The sequence below is a fragment of the Vibrio sp. LQ2 genome, from assembly GCF_023920125.1.
Classification (GTDB): domain Bacteria; phylum Pseudomonadota; class Gammaproteobacteria; order Enterobacterales; family Vibrionaceae; genus Vibrio; species Vibrio fluvialis.
Map to the genome: position 1 here is coordinate 658,018 of NZ_CP085308.1, position 19,457 is coordinate 677,474.

17 protein-coding genes are annotated in these 19,457 nt (G+C 49.3%); 15 read left to right on the forward strand and 2 right to left on the reverse strand.

Annotated features, from left to right (window positions below):
- Window positions 1-24: 24 nt before the first annotated feature.
- The 7 genes from LGV68_RS03140 to LGV68_RS03170 all read left to right on the forward strand — a co-directional run bounded on the left by LGV68_RS03140 (window position 25) and on the right by LGV68_RS03170 (window position 8,005).
- Window positions 25-1,284: an imelysin family protein gene (locus LGV68_RS03140; RefSeq protein ID WP_020428561.1), complete on the forward strand. Its 1,260-nt coding sequence runs from the start codon at window positions 25-27 to the stop codon at window positions 1,282-1,284.
- A gap of 123 nt (window positions 1,285-1,407) precedes the next feature.
- The gene (locus tag LGV68_RS03145; RefSeq protein WP_165880885.1) at window positions 1,408-2,790 is read left to right on the forward strand and encodes a di-heme oxidoredictase family protein; all 1,383 of its coding nucleotides are present in this window, start codon (window positions 1,408-1,410) and stop codon (window positions 2,788-2,790) included.
- An 8-nt stretch (window positions 2,791-2,798) separates the two neighbouring features.
- Entirely contained in the window at window positions 2,799-3,824 is a 1,026-nt protein-coding gene (locus LGV68_RS03150; protein ID WP_020330383.1) for an imelysin family protein, read from the forward strand.
- Window positions 3,814-4,890, forward strand: coding sequence for a DUF1513 domain-containing protein (locus LGV68_RS03155; RefSeq protein ID WP_252536232.1), 1,077 nt, complete (start codon window positions 3,814-3,816; stop codon window positions 4,888-4,890). The genes LGV68_RS03150 and LGV68_RS03155 overlap by 11 nt, the downstream gene beginning before the upstream one ends.
- 112 nt (window positions 4,891-5,002) lie before the next feature.
- Window positions 5,003-6,556 carry a L,D-transpeptidase family protein gene (locus tag LGV68_RS03160; RefSeq protein WP_252536239.1) on the forward strand — a complete coding sequence of 518 codons (1,554 nt, stop codon included), beginning with the start codon at window positions 5,003-5,005 and terminating at the stop codon, window positions 6,554-6,556.
- Between the two features lie 180 nt (window positions 6,557-6,736).
- Window positions 6,737-7,285 (forward strand): DUF882 domain-containing protein, encoded by a 549-nt coding sequence (locus tag LGV68_RS03165; protein WP_020428554.1) that lies wholly within the window; start codon window positions 6,737-6,739, stop codon window positions 7,283-7,285.
- 63 nt (window positions 7,286-7,348) lie between these two features.
- Window positions 7,349-8,005, forward strand: coding sequence for an MBL fold metallo-hydrolase (locus tag LGV68_RS03170; protein ID WP_020428552.1), 657 nt, complete (start codon window positions 7,349-7,351; stop codon window positions 8,003-8,005).
- Here the strand turns inward: LGV68_RS03170 and LGV68_RS03175 are convergent.
- The gene (locus tag LGV68_RS03175) at window positions 7,999-8,676 is read right to left on the reverse strand and encodes a DUF2982 domain-containing protein (protein WP_020428550.1); all 678 of its coding nucleotides are present in this window, start codon (window positions 8,674-8,676) and stop codon (window positions 7,999-8,001) included. The genes LGV68_RS03170 and LGV68_RS03175 overlap by 7 nt on opposite strands.
- Window positions 8,677-8,897: 221 nt before the next feature.
- Between LGV68_RS03175 and LGV68_RS03180 the strand changes: the two genes are divergently transcribed.
- From LGV68_RS03180 to LGV68_RS03205, 6 genes are all read left to right on the forward strand, one after another.
- The gene (locus tag LGV68_RS03180) at window positions 8,898-9,287 is read left to right on the forward strand and encodes a hypothetical protein (protein ID WP_020330390.1); all 390 of its coding nucleotides are present in this window, start codon (window positions 8,898-8,900) and stop codon (window positions 9,285-9,287) included.
- A 372-nt stretch (window positions 9,288-9,659) separates the two neighbouring features.
- Entirely contained in the window at window positions 9,660-10,748 is a 1,089-nt protein-coding gene (locus LGV68_RS03185; protein WP_020330391.1) for a TRAP transporter substrate-binding protein, read from the forward strand.
- Between the two features lie 114 nt (window positions 10,749-10,862).
- Window positions 10,863-11,402, forward strand: coding sequence for a TRAP transporter small permease subunit (locus tag LGV68_RS03190; RefSeq protein WP_020330393.1), 540 nt, complete (start codon window positions 10,863-10,865; stop codon window positions 11,400-11,402).
- Window positions 11,403-11,414: 12 nt separating this feature from the next.
- Window positions 11,415-12,698 (forward strand): TRAP transporter large permease subunit, encoded by a 1,284-nt coding sequence (locus tag LGV68_RS03195; protein WP_158130253.1) that lies wholly within the window; start codon window positions 11,415-11,417, stop codon window positions 12,696-12,698.
- 105 nt (window positions 12,699-12,803) lie between these two features.
- Window positions 12,804-14,171, forward strand: coding sequence for a cache domain-containing protein (locus tag LGV68_RS03200; protein ID WP_020431176.1), 1,368 nt, complete (start codon window positions 12,804-12,806; stop codon window positions 14,169-14,171).
- Complete coding sequence (locus LGV68_RS03205; RefSeq protein WP_020330396.1) at window positions 14,155-14,793, forward strand: response regulator transcription factor; 639 nt, start codon at window positions 14,155-14,157, stop codon at window positions 14,791-14,793. The genes LGV68_RS03200 and LGV68_RS03205 overlap by 17 nt, the downstream gene beginning before the upstream one ends.
- 97 nt (window positions 14,794-14,890) lie before the next feature.
- Here LGV68_RS03205 and LGV68_RS03210 read toward each other — a convergent pair whose 3' ends face one another.
- Window positions 14,891-15,367, reverse strand: a complete 477-nt coding sequence (locus LGV68_RS03210; RefSeq protein WP_020330397.1) for a MarR family transcriptional regulator — start codon at window positions 15,365-15,367, stop codon at window positions 14,891-14,893.
- 380 nt (window positions 15,368-15,747) lie between these two features.
- Here LGV68_RS03210 and LGV68_RS03215 point away from each other — a divergent pair, with 380 nt between their 5' ends.
- Together LGV68_RS03215 and LGV68_RS03220 are read left to right on the forward strand one after the other, a co-directional pair.
- A complete protein-coding gene (locus tag LGV68_RS03215; RefSeq protein ID WP_252536241.1) occupies window positions 15,748-17,325 on the forward strand; it encodes a BCCT family transporter in 1,578 nt (525 codons plus the stop codon).
- 204 nt (window positions 17,326-17,529) lie between these two features.
- On the forward strand, window positions 17,530-19,413 hold the full coding sequence (locus LGV68_RS03220) for a methyl-accepting chemotaxis protein (protein ID WP_024374370.1): 1,884 nt from the start codon (window positions 17,530-17,532) through the stop codon (window positions 19,411-19,413).
- Window positions 19,414-19,457: the final 44 nt, after the last annotated feature.

Here is a 19,457-nt window from a genome sequence, read left to right on the forward strand (position 1 = left end):
TAAACGCTCAACAAGGATGCTTAAATGAAAGTTAAGTCACTTTTAGTCCAATCTATTGCCGCTTCACTGGCAGTTGCCAGCGGTGCAAGCTTTGCAGCAGTCACTCAGGATCAGGTTGTCGCTCATTATGCTGACATCGGTCATGCGGTGTTCTCTGACTCTCTGACCACAGCGAAAAACCTAGAAAAGTCTGTCGATGCATTTTTGGCTGCACCTTCTGATGCCAAACTACAGCAAGTCAAACAAGCATGGTTGGCGGCTCGCGTTCCTTACCAACAATCTGAAGTTTTCCGTTTTGGTAACGCTGTTGTCGACGATTGGGAAGGACAGCTGAATGCATGGCCTCTGGATGAAGGCTTGATTGACTACGTTTCTGACGATTACCAATACGAACTGGGTAACGAAGGCGCAAGCGCAAACATCGTGGCAAACAAGTCTTTGACTATTGGTGCAACTACGATTGATGCTTCAACTATTACGCCTGAGCTTATTGCGAGCCTGAATGAAGTGGGCGGTTCAGAAGCGAACGTTGCGTCGGGCTACCACGCGATCGAATTCCTGCTTTGGGGCCAAGATCTGCACGGTACTCAACCTGGTGCGGGTGAGCGTCCATACACCGACTACGTTCAGGGCGAGGCATGTACGCACGGTAACTGTGACCGTCGCGCTCAATACCTGAAAGCATCGGTACAACTGCTGGTTCAAGATCTGGAATGGATGGAAAAACAGTGGTCTGACAAAGAGAAAGGCAACTACCGCGAACAACTGCTTGCTGATTCTGCGCAAAACGGTCTGCGTAAGATGATGTTTGGTATGGGTTCACTGTCATTGGGTGAACTGGCTGGTGAGCGCATGAAAGTGGCCCTGGAAGCCAACTCAACAGAAGATGAGCACGATTGTTTCTCTGACAACACACACAACTCACATTTCTATGATGAGCAAGGTATCTACAATATCTACACTGGTACGTACACTCGCGCAGACGGTTCCACTCTGACCGGTGCTTCTATCTATGATCTCGTTGCACAGAAAGATGACGTTGCAGCAAAAGAAATCATGAAGCAATTCGATGCAGCACGCGCACAAGTGGGTGAACTGGTGAACTCCGCAGAGAAAAACAATCAGCATTTCGACCAACTGATTGCGGCAGACAACAAAGAAGGCAATGCTCTGGTAAACAAAGCGATCATGTCTCTGGTTGCTCAAACTGCATCGATTGAACGTGCGGCGAACGTTATCGGTATTGATAACCTGAACCCCGACACTGCTGATCACGAATTCTAAAAATAGATCTTATGAGCCCTGTTTACAGGGCTCTTTTTACCCAATCATCAGCGTGTCAAAAAGAGAATTTTTGCCATGTACGGCGATTGGGTTTCTTGCTTTTTATTACACGAGAAGAATGGAATGAAGTTGTATTACTCCGCGCTCCTTCTTGGCTTGATTTCCACACAAGGACTGGCTGGTGAGGTCAAATCTGGCGGAGCAACCAGTACGACCAAAAATGGTCAGAATGCGTATTCAATGCCAGCCTCTAACTTACCCATGTCCAAGCGTCTGGATTTCAGTGTCGGTAACAGTTTTTTCCGTAACCCTTGGGTGGCGGCACCTTCGTCAACAGAAGCCCGTGACGGTTTAGGGCCGCTTTTCAACACTAACGGTTGTCAGAACTGCCACATCAAAGATGGCCGCGGCCATCCGCCCGAAGAGAACGACACTCAAGCCGTTTCAATGCTGGTGCGTATGAGCATTCCGGCAACGACTCAAGCAGATCGCGCCATTTACGAGAAAGAAGGTGTAGTGCCTGAACCAACGTATGGGGCTCAGTTGCAAGATTTCGCTTTGCCAGGTAAAAAACCGGAAGGTCAGATTCACATTACTTATGATGAAGTCGCGGTGCGCTTTGCCGATGGTACGCCCGTGATGCTGAGAAAACCTAACCTTTCCATCGTAGACTTGGCGTATGGTCCGCTGCACCCGAACACTCAGCTGTCGGCACGCGTGGCTCCTCCTATGATTGGATTGGGTTTGTTGGAAAGCATTCCTGAATCTACGCTGATGGGCTGGGCTGACGAACAGGATAAGAACCACGACGGCATTTCCGGTAAACTCAACCGGGTTTGGGATGTTGAAGCTGAGAAAACCGTCATCGGCCGATTCGGTTGGAAAGCCGGTCAGCCTTCTCTGATGCAACAAAATGCAGCCGCATTTAACGGTGACATTGGTTTAACCAGTCGTCTGTTTCCACAGGAAAACTGTACAGCGAGCCAGACATTGTGCGACAGTCTGCCCAATGGCGGCTCACCGGAAGTGAGCGATAACATTCTCGATTTTGTTGAGTTCTATTCACAACACTTGGCGGTTCCTGTAAGGCGTAATGTCGATGATCCGCAAGTGATACAGGGCGAGCAGTTGTTTACTGAGAGTGGTTGCGTTGCTTGCCATAAAACCAATGTGATTACCGCCAAGCGAGAGCATCTTCCTGCGCTTTCAGAGCAGACGATTCATCCTTATACGGATCTGCTGTTGCATGATATGGGCGAAGGGCTGAGTGATGGTCGGCCAGAGGCATTGGCGAGCGCTGAGGAGTGGCGGACTCCACCGCTGTGGGGTATCGGGTATACGCAGGAAGTCAACGGACATACCTATTATTTGCATGACGGACGAGCGCGAAATGTAATGGAAGCGGTATTGTGGCATGGTGGTGAAGCGAAAAAATCGCGTGACCGTGTGCTGCAATTTGATCAACAACAGCGTGAAGCGCTGATCGCATTTTTGAATTCTTTGTAGGTGTGAGAATGACGTTTAAATCATTGACGCCAGTCGCTTTAGCGCTGGTTTTGTCGGCGTGTCAGAGTACCGGAATGTCTGACTCAAAGGCGGAGCAGACCAACCATGTCAGCCAGCCAGTTTATGTTTTGGAATACCAGTCGGCTGCACGTTTTAAGGCCGAATCAGACAATCTGGCTCTCGCGTTCAGCCGTTATTGCGAGCAGGCTGATCTGGATACGGATAAGTTGAAAACGCAGTGGCATCAAACCATGACTGCATGGATGGCATTGCAAGGTCAGGAGCGTGGCCCGGCGGCAGCGCTCGAACAAAGCTGGAATGTACAATTCTGGCCAGATAAAAAGAACACCACGGGTCGTAAGATGGCTTCTTTAGTGCATCAGGACCGAGAGTGGACGGCAGAGCAGATTGCGCAGCAAAGTGTAACAGTGCAAGGCCTAGGCGCACTGGAATGGATGTTGTACGATCCTAAATCACCGCTGACGTCAGCGCCGAAATCTGCCTGTCAGTCAGCTCTGGGTATCAGCCAGAACCTAGCCGATAAAGCGGCGTTGATTGAATCCGCTTGGCAACAAAACCCTTGGAAAACAATGGATGACGCGACCTGGGAATCGGAGTACGTTGCATTGCTGTCGAATCAGCTAGAGCACGCGATGTCAAAAATGACACGCCCGCTGGCTAATGTTGGTCAGCCACGTCCTTACTTCTCTGAATCCTGGCGTTCTAAAACGTCCATGCTGAACCTGAAAGCAAACGTGGAAGCGATGCAGGCGCTTTATCTGGCAAGCCTGGATGGGCAACTTCGTGAGCGCAATCTGGTTGAACTGGCTGATCGAGTTAAAACTCAATACGCGAATCTGGTTGACACCTGGCCAGCGGAACCAAGCCTGTTTGACATGCTGCAGACTAAAGAGGGTTACCGTGATGCCCTGTCTCAGTACAACAAACTGGATCAACTGAAATACCTGCTGCATGAAGAAGTAGCAGTGGCTCTGGGCGTAGTATTAGGATTTAACTCTAGCGATGGTGACTGATCAAACTCGTCGCTCGCTACTCAAAGCAGCTTTGTTTGGCGCGTGTGCGCCAATGCTGCCTTTTGGCTGCGCGAGCCAGCCTAACCAACAACCCGCTCTGATTGGTTGTGCGATTAAAAATCGCAATCAGTTCAGTGCGGTTATTGCCAACAGTCAGGGTGAAGCGATCAGCCAGTTGCCCCTGCCGGGACGTGGTCATGGCGTGGCCATTCATCCGAAGTTGACGCAGGCGGTGGCCTTTGGTCGCCGTCCGGGTGAGTTTCTGATGGTGTTTGATTATCACACCAGCGAGATGATTCTATTGCGTCCGGCTGACGATAATCGTCACTACTACGGCCATGGTGTGTATTCCAATGATGGCCAGTGGTTGTATGCGACGGAAGGTGAACGCGGTACCAGTCGCGGTATTATCGGCGTGTATGACGTAGCTCATCAATACCAGAAAGTGGCAGAACTGACTGGTTTCGGTATTGGTCCGCATGAAGTCATCGTGATGCCGGATGACACGTTGGTGATCGGCGTAGGCGGTGTTCATACCAATGGCCGTGAGCCGCTCAACATTGCAACAATGAAACCGAGCCTGACGTACCTCTCAGCTGAAGGTGTGATTCTTGAGCAGGTGTCACTGCCGGATCATCACCTCAGTATTCGCCATTTAGCACATGATGGAAGCGAAACGGTGCTTTGCGGTCAGCAATATCGCGGAAAACCGGAAGATTACCCATCGCTGGTGGCAATGCATACGCGTGGTGGCGAAATGATTCCACTGCTGGCCGAGCCAGAACAGTGGGCGCGTTTCAACCACTACATTGCGAGTATTGCCGCAACGGACAAATGGATTCTGGCGACGTCTCCCGTCGGCAACTGTTACGGTATTTGGTCGAAAGAAACGCGCGAATTGGTTGAATTGTCGGCATTGCCGGATGCGTCAGGTGTCGTCGTCCATGGCGACCGTTTTCAGGTCAGTTCTGGGTCGGCACTGGTGGTAACCAGTGAGTACCCGCAGCCTGCGCAGCAAAAAGTCACCAATGTGCAATGGGACAACCACTGGTCGGCAATCATCTGACATCGCGCCGTTGTATTTGCTCAAAGCACAGTTCTGACACATTGATGAACTAACATATGCCCATTTCTTTTGCCATACTTAGTGTACTGGCGAGTGATTTGGGCATTGTTATATGAACCGTAGTCGTATTGTTGTTTTCTTTTTGATTCTTCTCAGTTTTCCTTTAGCAGCTTCTCCTTACTTCGCCAATCTTGGCTGGCTGGATAGCCGCTCCTCGGTGACTCCTCTGCTTCAATATCCAGAGCAGATCGAACGCATCTATCACGAAAACAACGATCAGCTCATCTGGAGTGATTTGGCCACTCAGCAACATTTTGAGCAACAGCTGGACTTGATTCGGCGCGCCAACATCAGCCCGCTGTTTGAACGCCAGTATCATGCGCTTGCGCAGTATCGTGAAGCGGGTGAGTGGTTCGAATATGACTTACTGGCCACCGACACTCTGCTGCTCTATCTCAGCTATGCTGAGCGGGCATCGAGCGAAGGGATGGAGTGGTTTTTTGATGGCAGTCTGAATCATACATTACCAGCGCCGAGTGAAAAGGCGCAGCTGGCTTTGCACATTGCAATCGGCTTGCAAGGTATTATCGACCTGATTGATCAATATACACCGAGCGATCCTGCGTACCATCAGTTGGTGAATGCCTATCGATACCTCAACCAGTTGGAACTGCACCATTTGCCGGTCTATGTTCAGGCTGGTCTGAAAAAACAAGGTGATAAGCTGGATGATCGTTCGACTCTGGTTCAGCGCTTAGCGCTGGTCAATATCGACGTGACAGGAATAAGTGACGATGTCACTTGGTATGACAAATCGCTGGTGGCCCCGATTAAGCAGTTTCAGAAGATGCATGGCTTAAAGTCCGATAGCATTATTGGTCCCAATACGCTGAAATGGCTGAATATGAAGGTTCCCGACCGTCTGGCGTTGCTTGCTCTGAACGCTGAACGTATGCGTTTGTGGAGTACTAATGATGACACGGTTATCGTCGTTAACGTCCCCGGGTTTAACCTCAAATATTGGTATTCCGGTAAACCTGTTTTTCAGTCCAAGGTCGTGGTGGGCCGGATATCGCGCCCGACGCCCGTTATGACCACGAGTCTCGACTCATTGATTCTGAACCCAACCTGGAACGTGCCACACAAAATCATGGTGGAAGACATATTACCGATCACCAAGCGTGACCACACCTACCTGACTCGCCACCATATCGATATTCTTGAAAGCTGGCAGTCTGAGCAAACGCTGGATCCGGAAAAAATCGACTGGAAGAGTGTCAACCCGAAAACATTCCCTTACCGAATGCGGCAACAGTCCGGCAATCAGAATGCGTTGGGGCTTTACAAATTCAACACGCCGAACAAGCGGGCCATCTATCTGCATGACACTCCGAGTAAACATCTGTTCGACAACCCAACCCGAGCCTTTAGCTCAGGTTGCATCCGGGTTGAACATGCCGATCAATTCGCAACGACTTTGCTGGAAACGCAAGGTATTAACAACGTAGATCTTATCCCTGCCAACGAACGCTCAAACCGTTCAATTCCTTTGAAAAAGCGCATTCCGGTGCACATCATTTATCAAACCGTATGGTATGAAGAGGGCGAATTACACTATCGGGACGACATTTACCGCCTAGACCGGATAAAAGAGAACAATGGGTGATGCATCTCTAAATTTGCTAAAAAATGACACAAGAAAAATTTCTTTTCTGCTCAATTAGTAAGCTATTTATCTGACAAAATGTGACCGATTCAGCACAAATTATGCATTTGATCTTGGACAAGGAGTCCGGTAGTTTGCCGGATTGTAGAGATCAAATTCCGTAAATAAAAAGGTGTTGTTTTGAGTCTGTCACGTCGAGATTTTCTTAAGTTTGCCGGTTCCGGCTTGGTGGTCGCAGCCTGTGCACCAGGTATTGCGCATGCATCATATCCCGATAAACGTCGTGTTTTGGCAATGAATAACCTACATACCGGTGAAACGTTAGAAACTTGTTATTTTAATGGTCAGCGTTATGTTCGTTCTGAGTTGCAGCGTCTGAATCACATCTGCCGTGATTTCCGCCAGAATGAAGTGCACCCGATGGACAAAAAATTGTTCGATCAAATCACCCGTATTCAAGCTGCGTTAGGCACCGATGCAGAAGTGCAGATCATTTCCGGTTATCGTTCACCGACGACGAATGCCATGCTACGCAACAAATCTTCGGGTGTTGCCAAGAAGAGTTTCCATATGCTGGGTCAAGCCATCGATTTTCGTTTGGAAGGTGTCTCGCTCAAGCAGGTTCACGAAGCGGCGCTCAGCCTCAAGGCTGGCGGCGTAGGGTACTATCCCAAGAGTCAATTCGTTCACATTGATACCGGCCCGGTTCGCCAGTGGCAAGGTGCCTAGCTTGTCAAAATGAGATGAGAGTGTCATAGTTCGGGCAATTTCGTTGTTCGAACAAGGTTTAGCATGTCTTTAAAGTATCAAATTGTTCCCGTTACGCCGTTTGCCCAAAACTGCTCAATTGTCTGGTGTGATGAAACCATGCAAGGCGTCGTGGTTGATCCGGGCGGTGACGTGAAACAACTGAAAATGATGATTGACGAGCTGGGTGTGAATATCGTCAAGTTGGTGCTGACTCACGGCCATTTAGATCACGTGGGTGGCACGGAGCCGTTGGCGGATTTGCTTGGCGGTATCGATATCATCGGCCCACACAAAGACGATAACTTCTGGCTGCAAGGTCTGGAAGGGCAGAGCAAGATGTTCGGCTTTCCTCTGACAGAGGCATTTGTACCGACGGAATGGTTGGATGAAGGCGACACGGTGACATTCGGAAATCAAACTCTGAACGTGCTGCATACCCCGGGCCACACTCCGGGTCATGTGGTGTTATTCAGCGAAGAAGCCCGTCTGGCCTTTGTCGGCGACGTGTTGTTCAATGGCAGTATCGGTCGCACTGATTTCCCGAAAGGCGATTTCAATACGCTGATCACTTCCATCAAAACCAAACTTTGGCCGTTGGGCAACGATGTCACGTTTGTACCTGGTCATGGTCCAACGTCTACCTTTGGTCACGAACGTGCCAGCAACCCGTTTGTTGCCGACGAAATGCCACTTTACTGATCCGATTCCGGCTCGGCGGCGGCAAGATAACGCCGGGCCAATCCCACAAATTCTTCTGCACTGCGGTCAAGATCATTGGCCGAAATAAACACATCGTAATCGTAATACTGGCGCTGATAGCGCATACGGTTTGCCAGCATCGCCATCAAGCCTTTATACACTTTACCTTTGCGTTGTTCGCAGAATGGCTGTGAGTCCAACACCATATCTTCGAACGATGATTCCTGATTTTTCTGCCGCGCCCCGAGATACAACAGCGCACGCTGACTGAGCAGAATTTCCGTGGCAATGCGCGGACAAATACCGTCGAGGTAAGGTTCGTACTGTTTGAGTTTGATGCCTATCCACGGCAGGGGTTGATACCAACCCTCCTGCTCGTAGCTACAAATACCAATATGACTGATGTTGCTCCATTTCACCACCCAGCCGCCATGAAACAGGTGTTGTTGAAAGTGGGTTGGTGTCAAGGTATAGCCAACCCAGCTCTTGCGAATGAGCCAATAACCTAAACCACACAGGCTGCCCATGGCGAAAAGGGAGATCAGCGCCTGAGGCCAGCTCGGCGACAAAATGACCAGAAACAGCGTGGCGACGATGGCCACGAAGCCGACCACTTTGGCGTAAGGGGAGTGCAGGTCAAAATGGTGATTTGATAAATGAACAGTTTGCATACAGCTCGCTACAATCGTCTGAAATTTCTCTGTATTTATACCCAGTAGTGCAACAAGTGATCACTTTACCTCATGATTAAATTGTAGTCATCCATGACATAAAAGCGTGTTTTTACCCTCGATCTTGACCAATACCCTACAAATGGCAGCCGAATTTTGTTATAAAACGCGCTTCAAATTTTCACCACTGCGCCTTATGCAGTGAAATGGAGACATACTCGATGAGACTTGCTCATAAGCGTAACGTGCAGGCTAAACTGCAAAAACGCATTAAAGCGATTGTAGCGAACTTGGCTCAAGCGCCGAAAACAGCAAAGCCTGTGACTGCGAAACCTGTTGTTGAAAAGAAAGCGGCAATCAAACCGGTCGCAGAAAAAGTTGCAGCAGCGACAAAAGTAGACGTAGCGTTAACTCCAAAACAGCAACAGGTACTGGATATCGTTGCTGGGAATGCAGAAGGCATCAATCCTAAGTCGATTGGTCTGGCCGCAGGTCAGGAAGATGCAAAAGCCGCTTCTTGGGCTACGGGTGCTCTGAAGAAACTGCTGGATGAAAACCTGGTGGTGAAAGAGCAACTGGCAGGCAACAAAGTTATCTACAAAGCGATCTAATTTCACCTTTTCAGATAGCGACAGTTCATTCACAAAAAGCCTCGGGTTCTCCGGGGCTTTTTGTTGTCTCACATTCGTCATTCATCACACTTCTGATAACTTTCTGCAATAACCAACTGGTGAAAAACAACTACGTACTAATTCATTTAATTGTTCGAGTAAGAATTGATATATTCTTATAAAACAGATAAATAAAATAATAATCTGTATATATCTTACGTGGTACTACTTACTACTTTAGTCCTGTTTTCTATTTCTAGTGTTATCAGTTTGCGTAATCACGCTCATTTCCTCTTGTTCAAACTTCTACCAAAGTGACATCGAACCCATGGCTCTATTGAGCTGAGGAACAATAACAAAAGGACGTGAATAATGAGTCTGATTCATCAATCTGTAAAACGTGTGGTTACTGGCCTGGCGGCAGTAGCGACATGCTTCGCTCTGTTTTCTGCCTCTGCTAGCGCTGCAGAGAAAGTCTACCGTTTGAAGCTGGCGGAAACCTGGGGACCAAACTTCCCGATTTTCGGTGATGCCACCAAAAACATGGCGGCGATGGCTGAAAAAATGTCGAACGGTCGTCTGCAAATCCGTATTGACTCTGCCAACAAACACAAAGCACCACTGGGCGTATTTGATATGGTCAAGTCGGGTCAGTACGACATGGGCCATTCGGCTTCTTATTACTGGAAAGGCAAAGTTCCTAACACTCTTTACTTTACTTCTATGCCTTTCGGTATGACGCCTCCAGAACAGTACGCATGGTTCTACTACGGTGGTGGTATGGAACTGATGGAGAAAGTGTATGAGCCGCACAATATGCTCTCTTTCCCAGGCGGTAACACTGACGTGCAGATGGGTGGTTGGTTCCAGAAGGAGATCAACACGGTCGACGATCTGAAAGGTCTGAAAATGCGCATTCCTGGTTTCGCGGGTGAAGTGCTGGCGGAAGTGGGTGCCAAACCAACCAACATCGCACCGGGTGAACTCTACACCTCACTTGAGCGCCGCACGATCGACGCGCTGGAATGGGTAGGGCCGTCTCTGGATCTGCGTATGGGCTTCCACAAAATTGCACCTTACTACTACACCGGTTGGCATGAACCAGCGACTGAGCTGCAATTCCTGGTGAACAAACGTACCTGGGAACGTCTGCCAGAAGATCTGCGTGAGATTCTTCGTGTGGCAATGCGTACTGCGGCTTACGACATGTACACTCAATCTGTCCATGAGAGTGGTAAGAACTGGGCATCGATCACCACTGAATATCCGAACGTAAAAGTGAAGACATTCCCACCTGCGGTTATCGAAGCCCTGCGTGCTGCGAATGATCGTCTGCTTGCGGAACATGCCGCAGCCGATCCTCAGGCAAAAGAGATTCAGGAGTCACAGGCGAACTACATGAAACAAGTTCGTGCGTGGACCGATATCTCAACGCGCGCTTACCTCAACAGCGAACAGTAATCTCAACGGCGAGGGCTTAGGCTCTCGCCGCAAAGCCCAAGAAAAATTATAACGACAAGCTCCGCGAACTTCCGGGTTACGCGGAGCATCTTTCCAGTTTCCAGGGAGTCAGGAATGAGAAGTCTCATTTATATCGAAAGGTTGATTAATCGCATCAGCGATTTCTGGGGTTGGGTATCCAGCATACTCTTCATCTTGCTGGTGACCAATGTGGTTTATGACGTCATCATGCGTTATGTCTTTAATGATGTGTCGATTGCGTTTCAGGAGCTGGAGTGGCACCTGTTTGCCGCAGTATTTCTGTTAGGTATCCCGTATACCATCAAAGCGGGTGGCCATGTTCGGGTCGACATCATCTACGAACGCCTTTCCCATAAAGCGCAAGCGGTGGTGGATATCGCAGGCACGCTGATATTCCTGTTGCCGTTTTGTCTGCTGGTCATGTACTTCGGTATCGATTTTGCCAAAGAGAGCTTCGAACTGCATGAAACCTCTGGCGATCCGGGTGGCTTGCCATACCGCTGGCTGATCAAGTCGATTATTTCACTCTCATTCTTCTTTATGGCTATCAGTGGGTTGGGGCTGTTGCTTCACTCGGTCAACAAAATTGTCAACCCGCGTCTGATGCATTCTAGCCTCAATGACTCGAAGTAAAAGGACGACGCTATGATCGGTATCGTGATGTTTTTTGTGGCGCTTTTTGCGTTGCTGTTAGGCTTTCCTGTCGCCTTTACCTTTGGCGGCATTGCATTGATTTTCGGGGTGTGGGCAGAAGGTATCGACATGTTCGCTTTCATGCCGTATCGCATACAGTCCATTATGGAAAACACGGTCATGATGGCCGTACCACTCTTCGTATTCATGGGGCTGGTTCTACAAAAAACCAAATTAGCAGAGCAGTTGCTGGAGTCGATGGGGCGTCTGTTCGGTGGCGTTCGTGGCGGGATCGCGATTTCTACCGTCTTAGTGGGCGCGCTGCTGGCGGCGTCTACGGGTGTGGTGGGCGCTTCTGTGGTGGCGATGGGCCTGATTTCTCTGCCTGTCATGCTCAAGTACAACTACGACAAAGGGCTGGCGTGCGGCACCATTTGTGCGTCGGGGACGTTAGGGCAAATCATTCCACCGTCTATTGTTTTGATTCTGCTGGGTGACGTACTGGGTGTGCCGGTTGGTGACCTATTCCAGGCGGCACTATGGCCAGGTTTGGTGCTGGTTGGCGCGTACGTTCTCTATATTCTGATTTATGCCAAGCTCAACCCAATGGCGGCTCAGCCGATTGAACGTGACGACAGCGTGAGCCGCTCGCAAGAAGTCGTTCGAGCGCTGAAAGCGGTTATTCCGCCATTAGCACTGATTATCGTCGTACTGGGATCGATTTTCGCGGGCGTGGCAACGCCAACTGAATCGGCGGCACTCGGCGGTGCGGGTGCCCTGCTGTTGGCTGTAGCGTATCGCCAATTCAGCTGGAAAATGGTGTATGACGCATCGAAAGAGACGGTGAAAGTGACGGCGATGGTATTTGCCATCTTACTTGGTGCGACGGCGTTCTCGATGGCGTTCACCTACACTGGCGGCGACTTGCTGGTGGAGGAGTGGATGCTGAGTATCCCGGGTGATAAATGGGGCTTCCTGATCGTCACTATGATTGTGATTCTGATCCTTGGCTTCTTTATCGACTTCGTAGAAATCTGTTTCATTATCGTGCCTATTATTGCGCCAGTAGCGAATCTGCTCGATATCGATATGACCTGGTTTGCGATTCTTATTGCGATGAACTTGCAGACCTCCTTCTTGACACCACCGTTTGGCTTTAGTCTGTTCTACCTGAAAGGGGTTGCACCAAAATCGGTGACGACGATGGACATCTATCGCGGTGTTGTTCCGTTTATTACTATCCAGATTCTGGTGCTAGCGACGCTGCTGGTATTCCCCGGCTTCTATGGAATGTGATCAAATTCGAGGTTGTCGACTTCGGGTTTCTTAGAAACACAACATCTTGCTAAAGTGAAACTGCTTACCGACGTTCGGTGAGCAGTTTTTATTTTGGGGAAGGGAATGCCTCTTAAATTCAAATTGATACTGCTGACGCTGTTGCCACTGCTGTTGGTCACCGCGAGTATCAGCTGGATTTCCATTCATCAGGCCAAAAGTCTGGGTGAACGCGAAGTGGAAATCTTTAGGGCGAATTTAATCAAAGCCCGCGAAACCGCTCTCAAAGACAGCGTTGATCTGGCACTGGACGCCATCGCGCTGGTATACAACGATCCCAGTCTTTCGGACGATGATGCCAAAGCTAAAGTCAAAAAGGTTTTGACCAAGCTGCGTTATGGCTCGGATGGTTACTTCTTTGCCTACGATGCCAATGGCATCAATCTGGTTCATCCCACTCAGCCAGAACTCATCGGGCAGGATCTGCTCAAACTGCAAGACAGCGAAGGCGATTACCTTATTGAAGCGCTTTTGTTTCAGGCCCAGTCCGGCGGCGGGTTCCATCAATACTTGTGGCAAAAGCCGTCTTCCGGTGAAGTAGTGCCGAAACTCAGTTACGTTGAATGGTTGGACAAATGGGGCTGGATGGTCGGCACCGGACTGTACATTGAAGATGTCAGTCAGGAAGTGGCAACTATGCAGGCCACCATCAATAAAAACATTGATACGACATTTTTCTCGGTGATGGTGATTCTGGCCGTCACTGTCGCGGTGATCATCGTGCTCACGCTGGCCATCAACCTGCATGAGCACCGTCTGGCAGACAAAAACCTCAAAGAACTGGCTCATAAAACCGTGATGTTTCAGGAAGATGAGAAAAAGCATCTGGCGCGTGAACTGCATGATGGTATCAATCAATTGCTGGTGTCGAGCAAGTGCCATTTGGAGCTTCTTGGACATAAGCTTAAGGATGACACGTTGGCCGGGCACGTCGACAAAGCTCAGCAATCGCTGATGACGGCCATCAACGAGGTGCGGCGCATTTCTCACAATCTGCGGCCAAGTGCGTTGGATGATATTGGTCTGCAGGCTGCCATTGTTACGTTACTGGAAGATTTTCAGTCGCACTCGGGAATTCAAACCGACAGCCATTTCGATACCTTACCGGGCACGAAGCTCAAATCTGAAGTGGCGACGACGCTCTATCGAGTGGTGCAGGAATCGTTAAATAACATTGAAAAACATGCCCGTGCCAAGCGAGTCAGCGTGATGGTGCAGCAGATGGGCACTATGCTTCAGTTGATGATTCGCGATGATGGTGTCGGATTTTCAATCAAAGATGCGCGAGTGAAGCGAGGGATCGGGCTGCGCAATATGCGTGAGCGGGTAGAATTTTTAGGCGGTGAACTGGAGCTGATGAGCGAGCCAGGGTTTGGGACTGAAATCACCGTGCTGTTGAATCTGGATGGATTAGTGTATGGGAAAACCAATTAGAGTGGTGATCGTCGATGATCACCGGGTAGTACTTGAAGGGTTTATGGCTCGCCTGGAAATGGAGCCGGAAATCGAAGTGATTGCGACCGCAAGCAACGGATTGGAAGCGCTTGAGGTGGTGAAGCAACATCGCCCGGATGTGATTCTGATGGATGTCAGTATGCCGATTATGAACGGCATCGATGCGACGCGTTTAATTAAAGAAGAAGTACCGGACGCCAAAGTCCTGATGCTGACCATGCATGACAACCGTGAGTACATCATGAAAGTGATGCAGGCCGGAGCGGTTGGTTACATGCTTAAAGAGATTTCCGCCGAGAAGATGGTACAGGCCATCAAAACTGTCAATCTTGGCTCAACCTATTTTTGTGAATCCGTCACGCAGACGTTGTTCACGCAGGACATCATTCCATCGGCTCAAAAGCCTAATCCGCTCAGCCGACGTGAAGAGGCGGTGCTTAAGATGGTGGCTCAAGGTCATAGCAGTAAGAAAATTGCGTCGTTACTCAACATCAGCTATCGCACGGTAGAGACGCATCGTCAGAACATCAAACATAAACTGGATATTCACTCGACGGCGGAGCTGGCGCAATACGCTATCCAGCATGGCATGCTGGAATGACATCAGTCGTAACGTTCAGCGGCAACAAAAAAGGTTGGGCTTATACCCAACCTTTTCTCGTTTTTACTCTGTAGTCATTTCTACCACGATATCAGCACTATTCCGGTTTCGTGATGCTGCCAATTTCCAGCATCGGCGCCACGTCGATGTTCTCGGCGTTCATCATTGCAGACAGACGCTGCACAGAAGAAAGCAGCAGAGACTGTTCCCAATCTTCCAGTTGGCAAAAACGCTCAACAAAATCTTCTTGTAGTGGCTGTGGTGCTTCCGCCAGCAGCTTGAGGCCTTCCTCAGTAAGATGGGCGTGCACTTTGCGCTTGTCGGTGTTGCTGCGAATACGTTGTACATAGCCGTTGCGCTCGAGACGATCGAGAATCGTCGTCGCCGTCGCTTGGCTCATGTTGGTGTGTTTAGAGAGCTCACGAATAGTGACTTCGCCCAATTGCTGAATTGATCGCATCAGAATCAACTGAGGTCCGGTTAATCCGGCACTCTTGCTCAATTTTTTTGAGTGTAGATCAATGGCTCGGATGATCTGGCGAATCGCGACCAGTACTTCTTCATGTTTTTCCAAAATTTACATCCACAACGTATCGAAGAATTTAGGCGCGACGATACATCACTTAAAGCCGGATGAAAAGTATTGACTTCATACTTTTCTATCTCCGCTTTTGACCTATTTTAATCAATGTCTAGTGATGTAAAATGTTTTGTGTACGAACAATATTTTTGTTGTTTTTGTTTAATAGATAAACAACCGTTAGCAATTTTCAAGAAAATTAGTACAAAAATCAACCTTTGGGTAGATCTCTTGCACTTGATGTGTAAAATATAGGTCAACTTTACATTAGAATAATAGTTATGAGTACGAAATATATTTACTGTTTTCAACCGGAATTTATTTCGTTGTCATGGCTGTAGAGTTCAATCTTGAATGAATAAAAGAGAGGACAAATGACGAAAGGTATTGATAAGTACAGTATCGACAGTACCGATTACACCGTCGGGCAGGACAATGTCCAGAAGTGGGGTTTTGACGTCCATAACCCGGTTTTTGGTATCAGTGCAGGTTTAATTCTGCTGTTTCTGTTAGCGACATTAGTCGTGGATGCCGATACGGCGAAAAGTGCACTCGATGGTATTAAGTGGAAAATCATTGGCTCGTTTGACTGGCTGTTTATCTGGTCCGGTAACATTTTCGTGATTTTCTGTCTGGCGCTGGTGGTTTCACCTTATGGCAAGATCCGTCTGGGAGGTCAGGAAGCCGTTGCCGATCACTCATTCATCTCATGGCTGTCAATGCTGTTTGCAGCGGGGATGGGTATTGGTCTGATGTTCTGGAGTGTGGCAGAGCCGGTGGCGTATTTTACCGGTTGGTATGAAACGCCGCTGGGCGTAGAAGCCAATTCTCCGGAAGCAGCTAAGCTGGCGCTGGGGGCAACCATGTTCCACTGGGGCCTTCACCCTTGGGCAATTTATGGTGTTGTGGCTTTGTCACTGGCGTTTTTCTGTTACAACAAGGGGCTTCCGCTGTCGATTCGATCGATTTTCTATCCGATTCTGGGCGATCGCGCCTGGGGCTGGGCTGGGCACGTTGTGGATATTCTGGCCGTATTGGCCACACTGTTCGGCTTGGCAACGTCACTGGGTTTAGGTGCCCAACAGGCGGCAAGTGGTATTCATCATGTGTTTGGTATTGATGCGGGTATTGGCCTTCAGATTGTCGTTATTATTGGTGTCACGCTGCTGGCGACTTTCTCGGTCATCCGCGGTATCGATGGTGGTGTGAAAGTGATTTCCAACATCAACATGGTGGTGGCATTCCTGTTGCTGATTCTGGTTGCGTTGATTGGCTATGCGGTTACGTTTGGTTCGATTCCGACCACACTGATGTCTTACATCGAAAATATTATTCCGCTGAGCAACCCACACGGCCGTTCAGATGAAGCTTGGTTCCAAGGCTGGACAGTATTCTACTGGGCATGGTGGATTTCATGGTCGCCATTTGTCGGTATGTTCATTGCGCGTGTTTCTAAAGGTCGTACGATTCGTGAGTTCATCACCGCAGTGCTACTGGTTCCAACGGCTGTGACACTGATCTGGATGTCGGTATTTGGCGGTTTGGCGGTCGATCAGGTTGTGAACCATGTGGGCGAACTGGGTGTCAACGGACTGACCGATGTATCGCTGGCGATGTTCCAGATGTTTGATGTACTGCCATACGGCACCATTCTCTCTGTGATTGCTGTGGTTCTGGTTCTGGTGTTCTTTATTACGTCGTCCGATTCAGGTTCTTTGGTTATCGACAGCATTACGGCGGGTGGTAAGTTGGATGCTCCTGTTCTGCAACGTATTTTCTGGGCGCTAATGGAAGGAGCAATTGCGATTGCGCTGCTGTGGATTGGCGGTACTGAAGCTGTTCAGGCATTACAGGCGGGCGCGATCTCAACTGCGCTGCCGTTCACACTGGTACTACTGCTGATGTGTGTCAGTCTGGTGATGGGCATGCGTACCGAACGCTTCGAGCGTTAACCATTAAGATGTTTGAAAGGCCGGCGTATCGCCGGCTTTTTTTATGGATTATAAATTGACATGCGCCATTGGTTTGACGGAATAATTGCCTGTAAAAGCAATGACTTATATACTTTGCATTGTTTTAGACATATTTCGTGCAACTGCAACAAAATGTAGATACTATCTGCCGCGAATTGTTCCAACTTCTAACAAAAAATTGCGATGAAACTGACATTAAAACAAAAACTCATCGGCGCAAGTTTGTCTGCAGTGGTCGTAATGGCTGGTGCACTGACTTGGTTGTCTGCCGATCAACTGAAAGAGCAAACCACGCGTGGTGTGCTTGACCGCGCTGAAGCAATCTCCGCAACCGCATCGAAAGGCATTTCCGACTGGATCAGTATCCGGAAAGACATCTCTTCGGCGTTCAATGATTACACCGCACAATCGGATGTGGTCCCATTCCTGCAGCAAGCGCGTAAAGCGGGCGGATTTGACGACATCTTCTTTGGCACTCCAAAAGGCGACATGTACCGCTCCCATCCAGAGCGCAACCGTGCTGACTACGATCCTCGTACTCGTCCTTGGTACAAAGATGCTTCTGCAGCAGGCAAGCAGATCATCACAACGGCTTACAAAGATGCCATCACCAATGCACTGCTGGTGACCATCGCAGAACCTGTTCGTCAAAACGGACAATTTGCGGGTGTCGTAGGTGCGGACGTATTGATTGATCAGTTGATCAACGATGTATTGAGTATCGATGCGGGTGAAAACGCCTATGCGATGCTGATTGATACACAGGATGGTACGTTCCTGGCGCATCCAAACAAAGATCTGCTGCTGAAACCGGTAAACAGCCTGTCTAAATCTCTGACTATGTCAACGATTGAGCAGTCTGCGGCTGCGCATCAGTTGCTGACGGTCAGTCGCAACGGCAACGATGAATTTTTCTATTTCACTAAAGTGCCAAACACGCCTTGGGTGTTTGCCGTGCAGATGGACAAACACACTGAGTTTGCATCACACACGCAACTACTGACCAGCCTGCTGGTTATCGCTGTGATCATCACAATCATCGTGGTTGTGATTGTTTCCTGGTTGGTGAGCTTCCTGTTCCGCGATCTGGGCCGCGTGTCAAAAGCGCTGGCAGAAATTGCCTCGGGTGAAGGTGACCTGACGCAGCGTCTGGAACCACGCAGTGACGACGAAGTCGGCCAACTGGCGAGTAACTTCAATACCTTCGTGGGCAACATGCACACCATGGTGATGAAGCTGAGCCACGTTTCTAAGTCGCTTTCTTCTCAGTCTCAGATGACGGCGGCGCACGCTGAAGAACGCAGTGCGCGTATTCGCATGCAGCAAGACGAGATCAACATGGTTGCAACGGCAATCAACGAGATGGCGGCGGCAACTCAAGAGATCGCCAACAACTCTGAAAATACGGCGCAGAACTCTTCTGAAGCGGTAAGCGCATGTGTGCATGGCGCGAAACAGGTTTCCCAAACGCAGAACTCTATTCACTCTCTGGCACAAGAAGTTCAGGTGGCAACGGGTGTTATTCAAGAGCTGGAAGTTCACGGTAATCAGATCAGCACCATCCTGTCGACCATTCAGGATATCGCGGAACAAACCAACCTGCTGGCACTGAACGCAGCGATTGAAGCGGCTCGTGCGGGTGAGCAAGGTCGTGGTTTTGCGGTGGTTGCTGATGAAGTTCGCGTACTGAGCCAGCGTACTCATGCGTCGACGAAAGAGATTCAGACCATGATCGAAACGCTGCAAGGCACAACGTCGAAAGCGGTGGGTATCATGAACGACAGCCGCATGTTGGCTGACACCAGTGTGGATGACTCAAACTCTGCGGCGGCAAGCCTGACTCAAATCCATAACGCGGTGGAAATCATCAGCGATATGGCGACTCAGATTGCATCAGCAGCAGAAGAGCAGGCGTCAGTGACGTCCGAGATCACGCGCAATACTGAAGGCATTCGCGATGTATCAAATGATCTGGCTCAGGAAGCCCATGAAGCGGCTTCTCAGGCGGCCGAACTTTCTCAGCTGTCGTTTGAACTGGAACAAGAAATCCGCCGCTTTAAGCTGTAAAGCATAGTCGGATAGACAAAAAGGAGCCCTAGGGCTCCTTTTTT

Coding starts and splice junctions, on each gene's coding strand:
- LGV68_RS03140 (WP_020428561.1), top strand. CDS start 25: ATGAAAGTTAAGTCACTTTTAGTCCAATCTATTGCCGCTTCACTGGCA.
- LGV68_RS03145 (WP_165880885.1), top strand. CDS start 1,408: ATGAAGTTGTATTACTCCGCGCTCCTTCTTGGCTTGATTTCCACACAA.
- LGV68_RS03150 (WP_020330383.1), top strand. CDS start 2,799: ATGACGTTTAAATCATTGACGCCAGTCGCTTTAGCGCTGGTTTTGTCG.
- LGV68_RS03155 (WP_252536232.1), top strand. CDS start 3,814: ATGGTGACTGATCAAACTCGTCGCTCGCTACTCAAAGCAGCTTTGTTT.
- LGV68_RS03160 (WP_252536239.1), top strand. CDS start 5,003: ATGAACCGTAGTCGTATTGTTGTTTTCTTTTTGATTCTTCTCAGTTTT.
- LGV68_RS03170 (WP_020428552.1), top strand. CDS start 7,349: ATGTCTTTAAAGTATCAAATTGTTCCCGTTACGCCGTTTGCCCAAAAC.
- LGV68_RS03175 (WP_020428550.1), bottom strand. CDS start 8,676: ATGCAAACTGTTCATTTATCAAATCACCATTTTGACCTGCACTCCCCT.
- LGV68_RS03180 (WP_020330390.1), top strand. CDS start 8,898: ATGAGACTTGCTCATAAGCGTAACGTGCAGGCTAAACTGCAAAAACGC.
- LGV68_RS03185 (WP_020330391.1), top strand. CDS start 9,660: ATGAGTCTGATTCATCAATCTGTAAAACGTGTGGTTACTGGCCTGGCG.
- LGV68_RS03190 (WP_020330393.1), top strand. CDS start 10,863: ATGAGAAGTCTCATTTATATCGAAAGGTTGATTAATCGCATCAGCGAT.
- LGV68_RS03195 (WP_158130253.1), top strand. CDS start 11,415: ATGATCGGTATCGTGATGTTTTTTGTGGCGCTTTTTGCGTTGCTGTTA.
- LGV68_RS03200 (WP_020431176.1), top strand. CDS start 12,804: ATGCCTCTTAAATTCAAATTGATACTGCTGACGCTGTTGCCACTGCTG.
- LGV68_RS03205 (WP_020330396.1), top strand. CDS start 14,155: ATGGGAAAACCAATTAGAGTGGTGATCGTCGATGATCACCGGGTAGTA.
- LGV68_RS03215 (WP_252536241.1), top strand. CDS start 15,748: ATGACGAAAGGTATTGATAAGTACAGTATCGACAGTACCGATTACACC.
- LGV68_RS03220 (WP_024374370.1), top strand. CDS start 17,530: ATGAAACTGACATTAAAACAAAAACTCATCGGCGCAAGTTTGTCTGCA.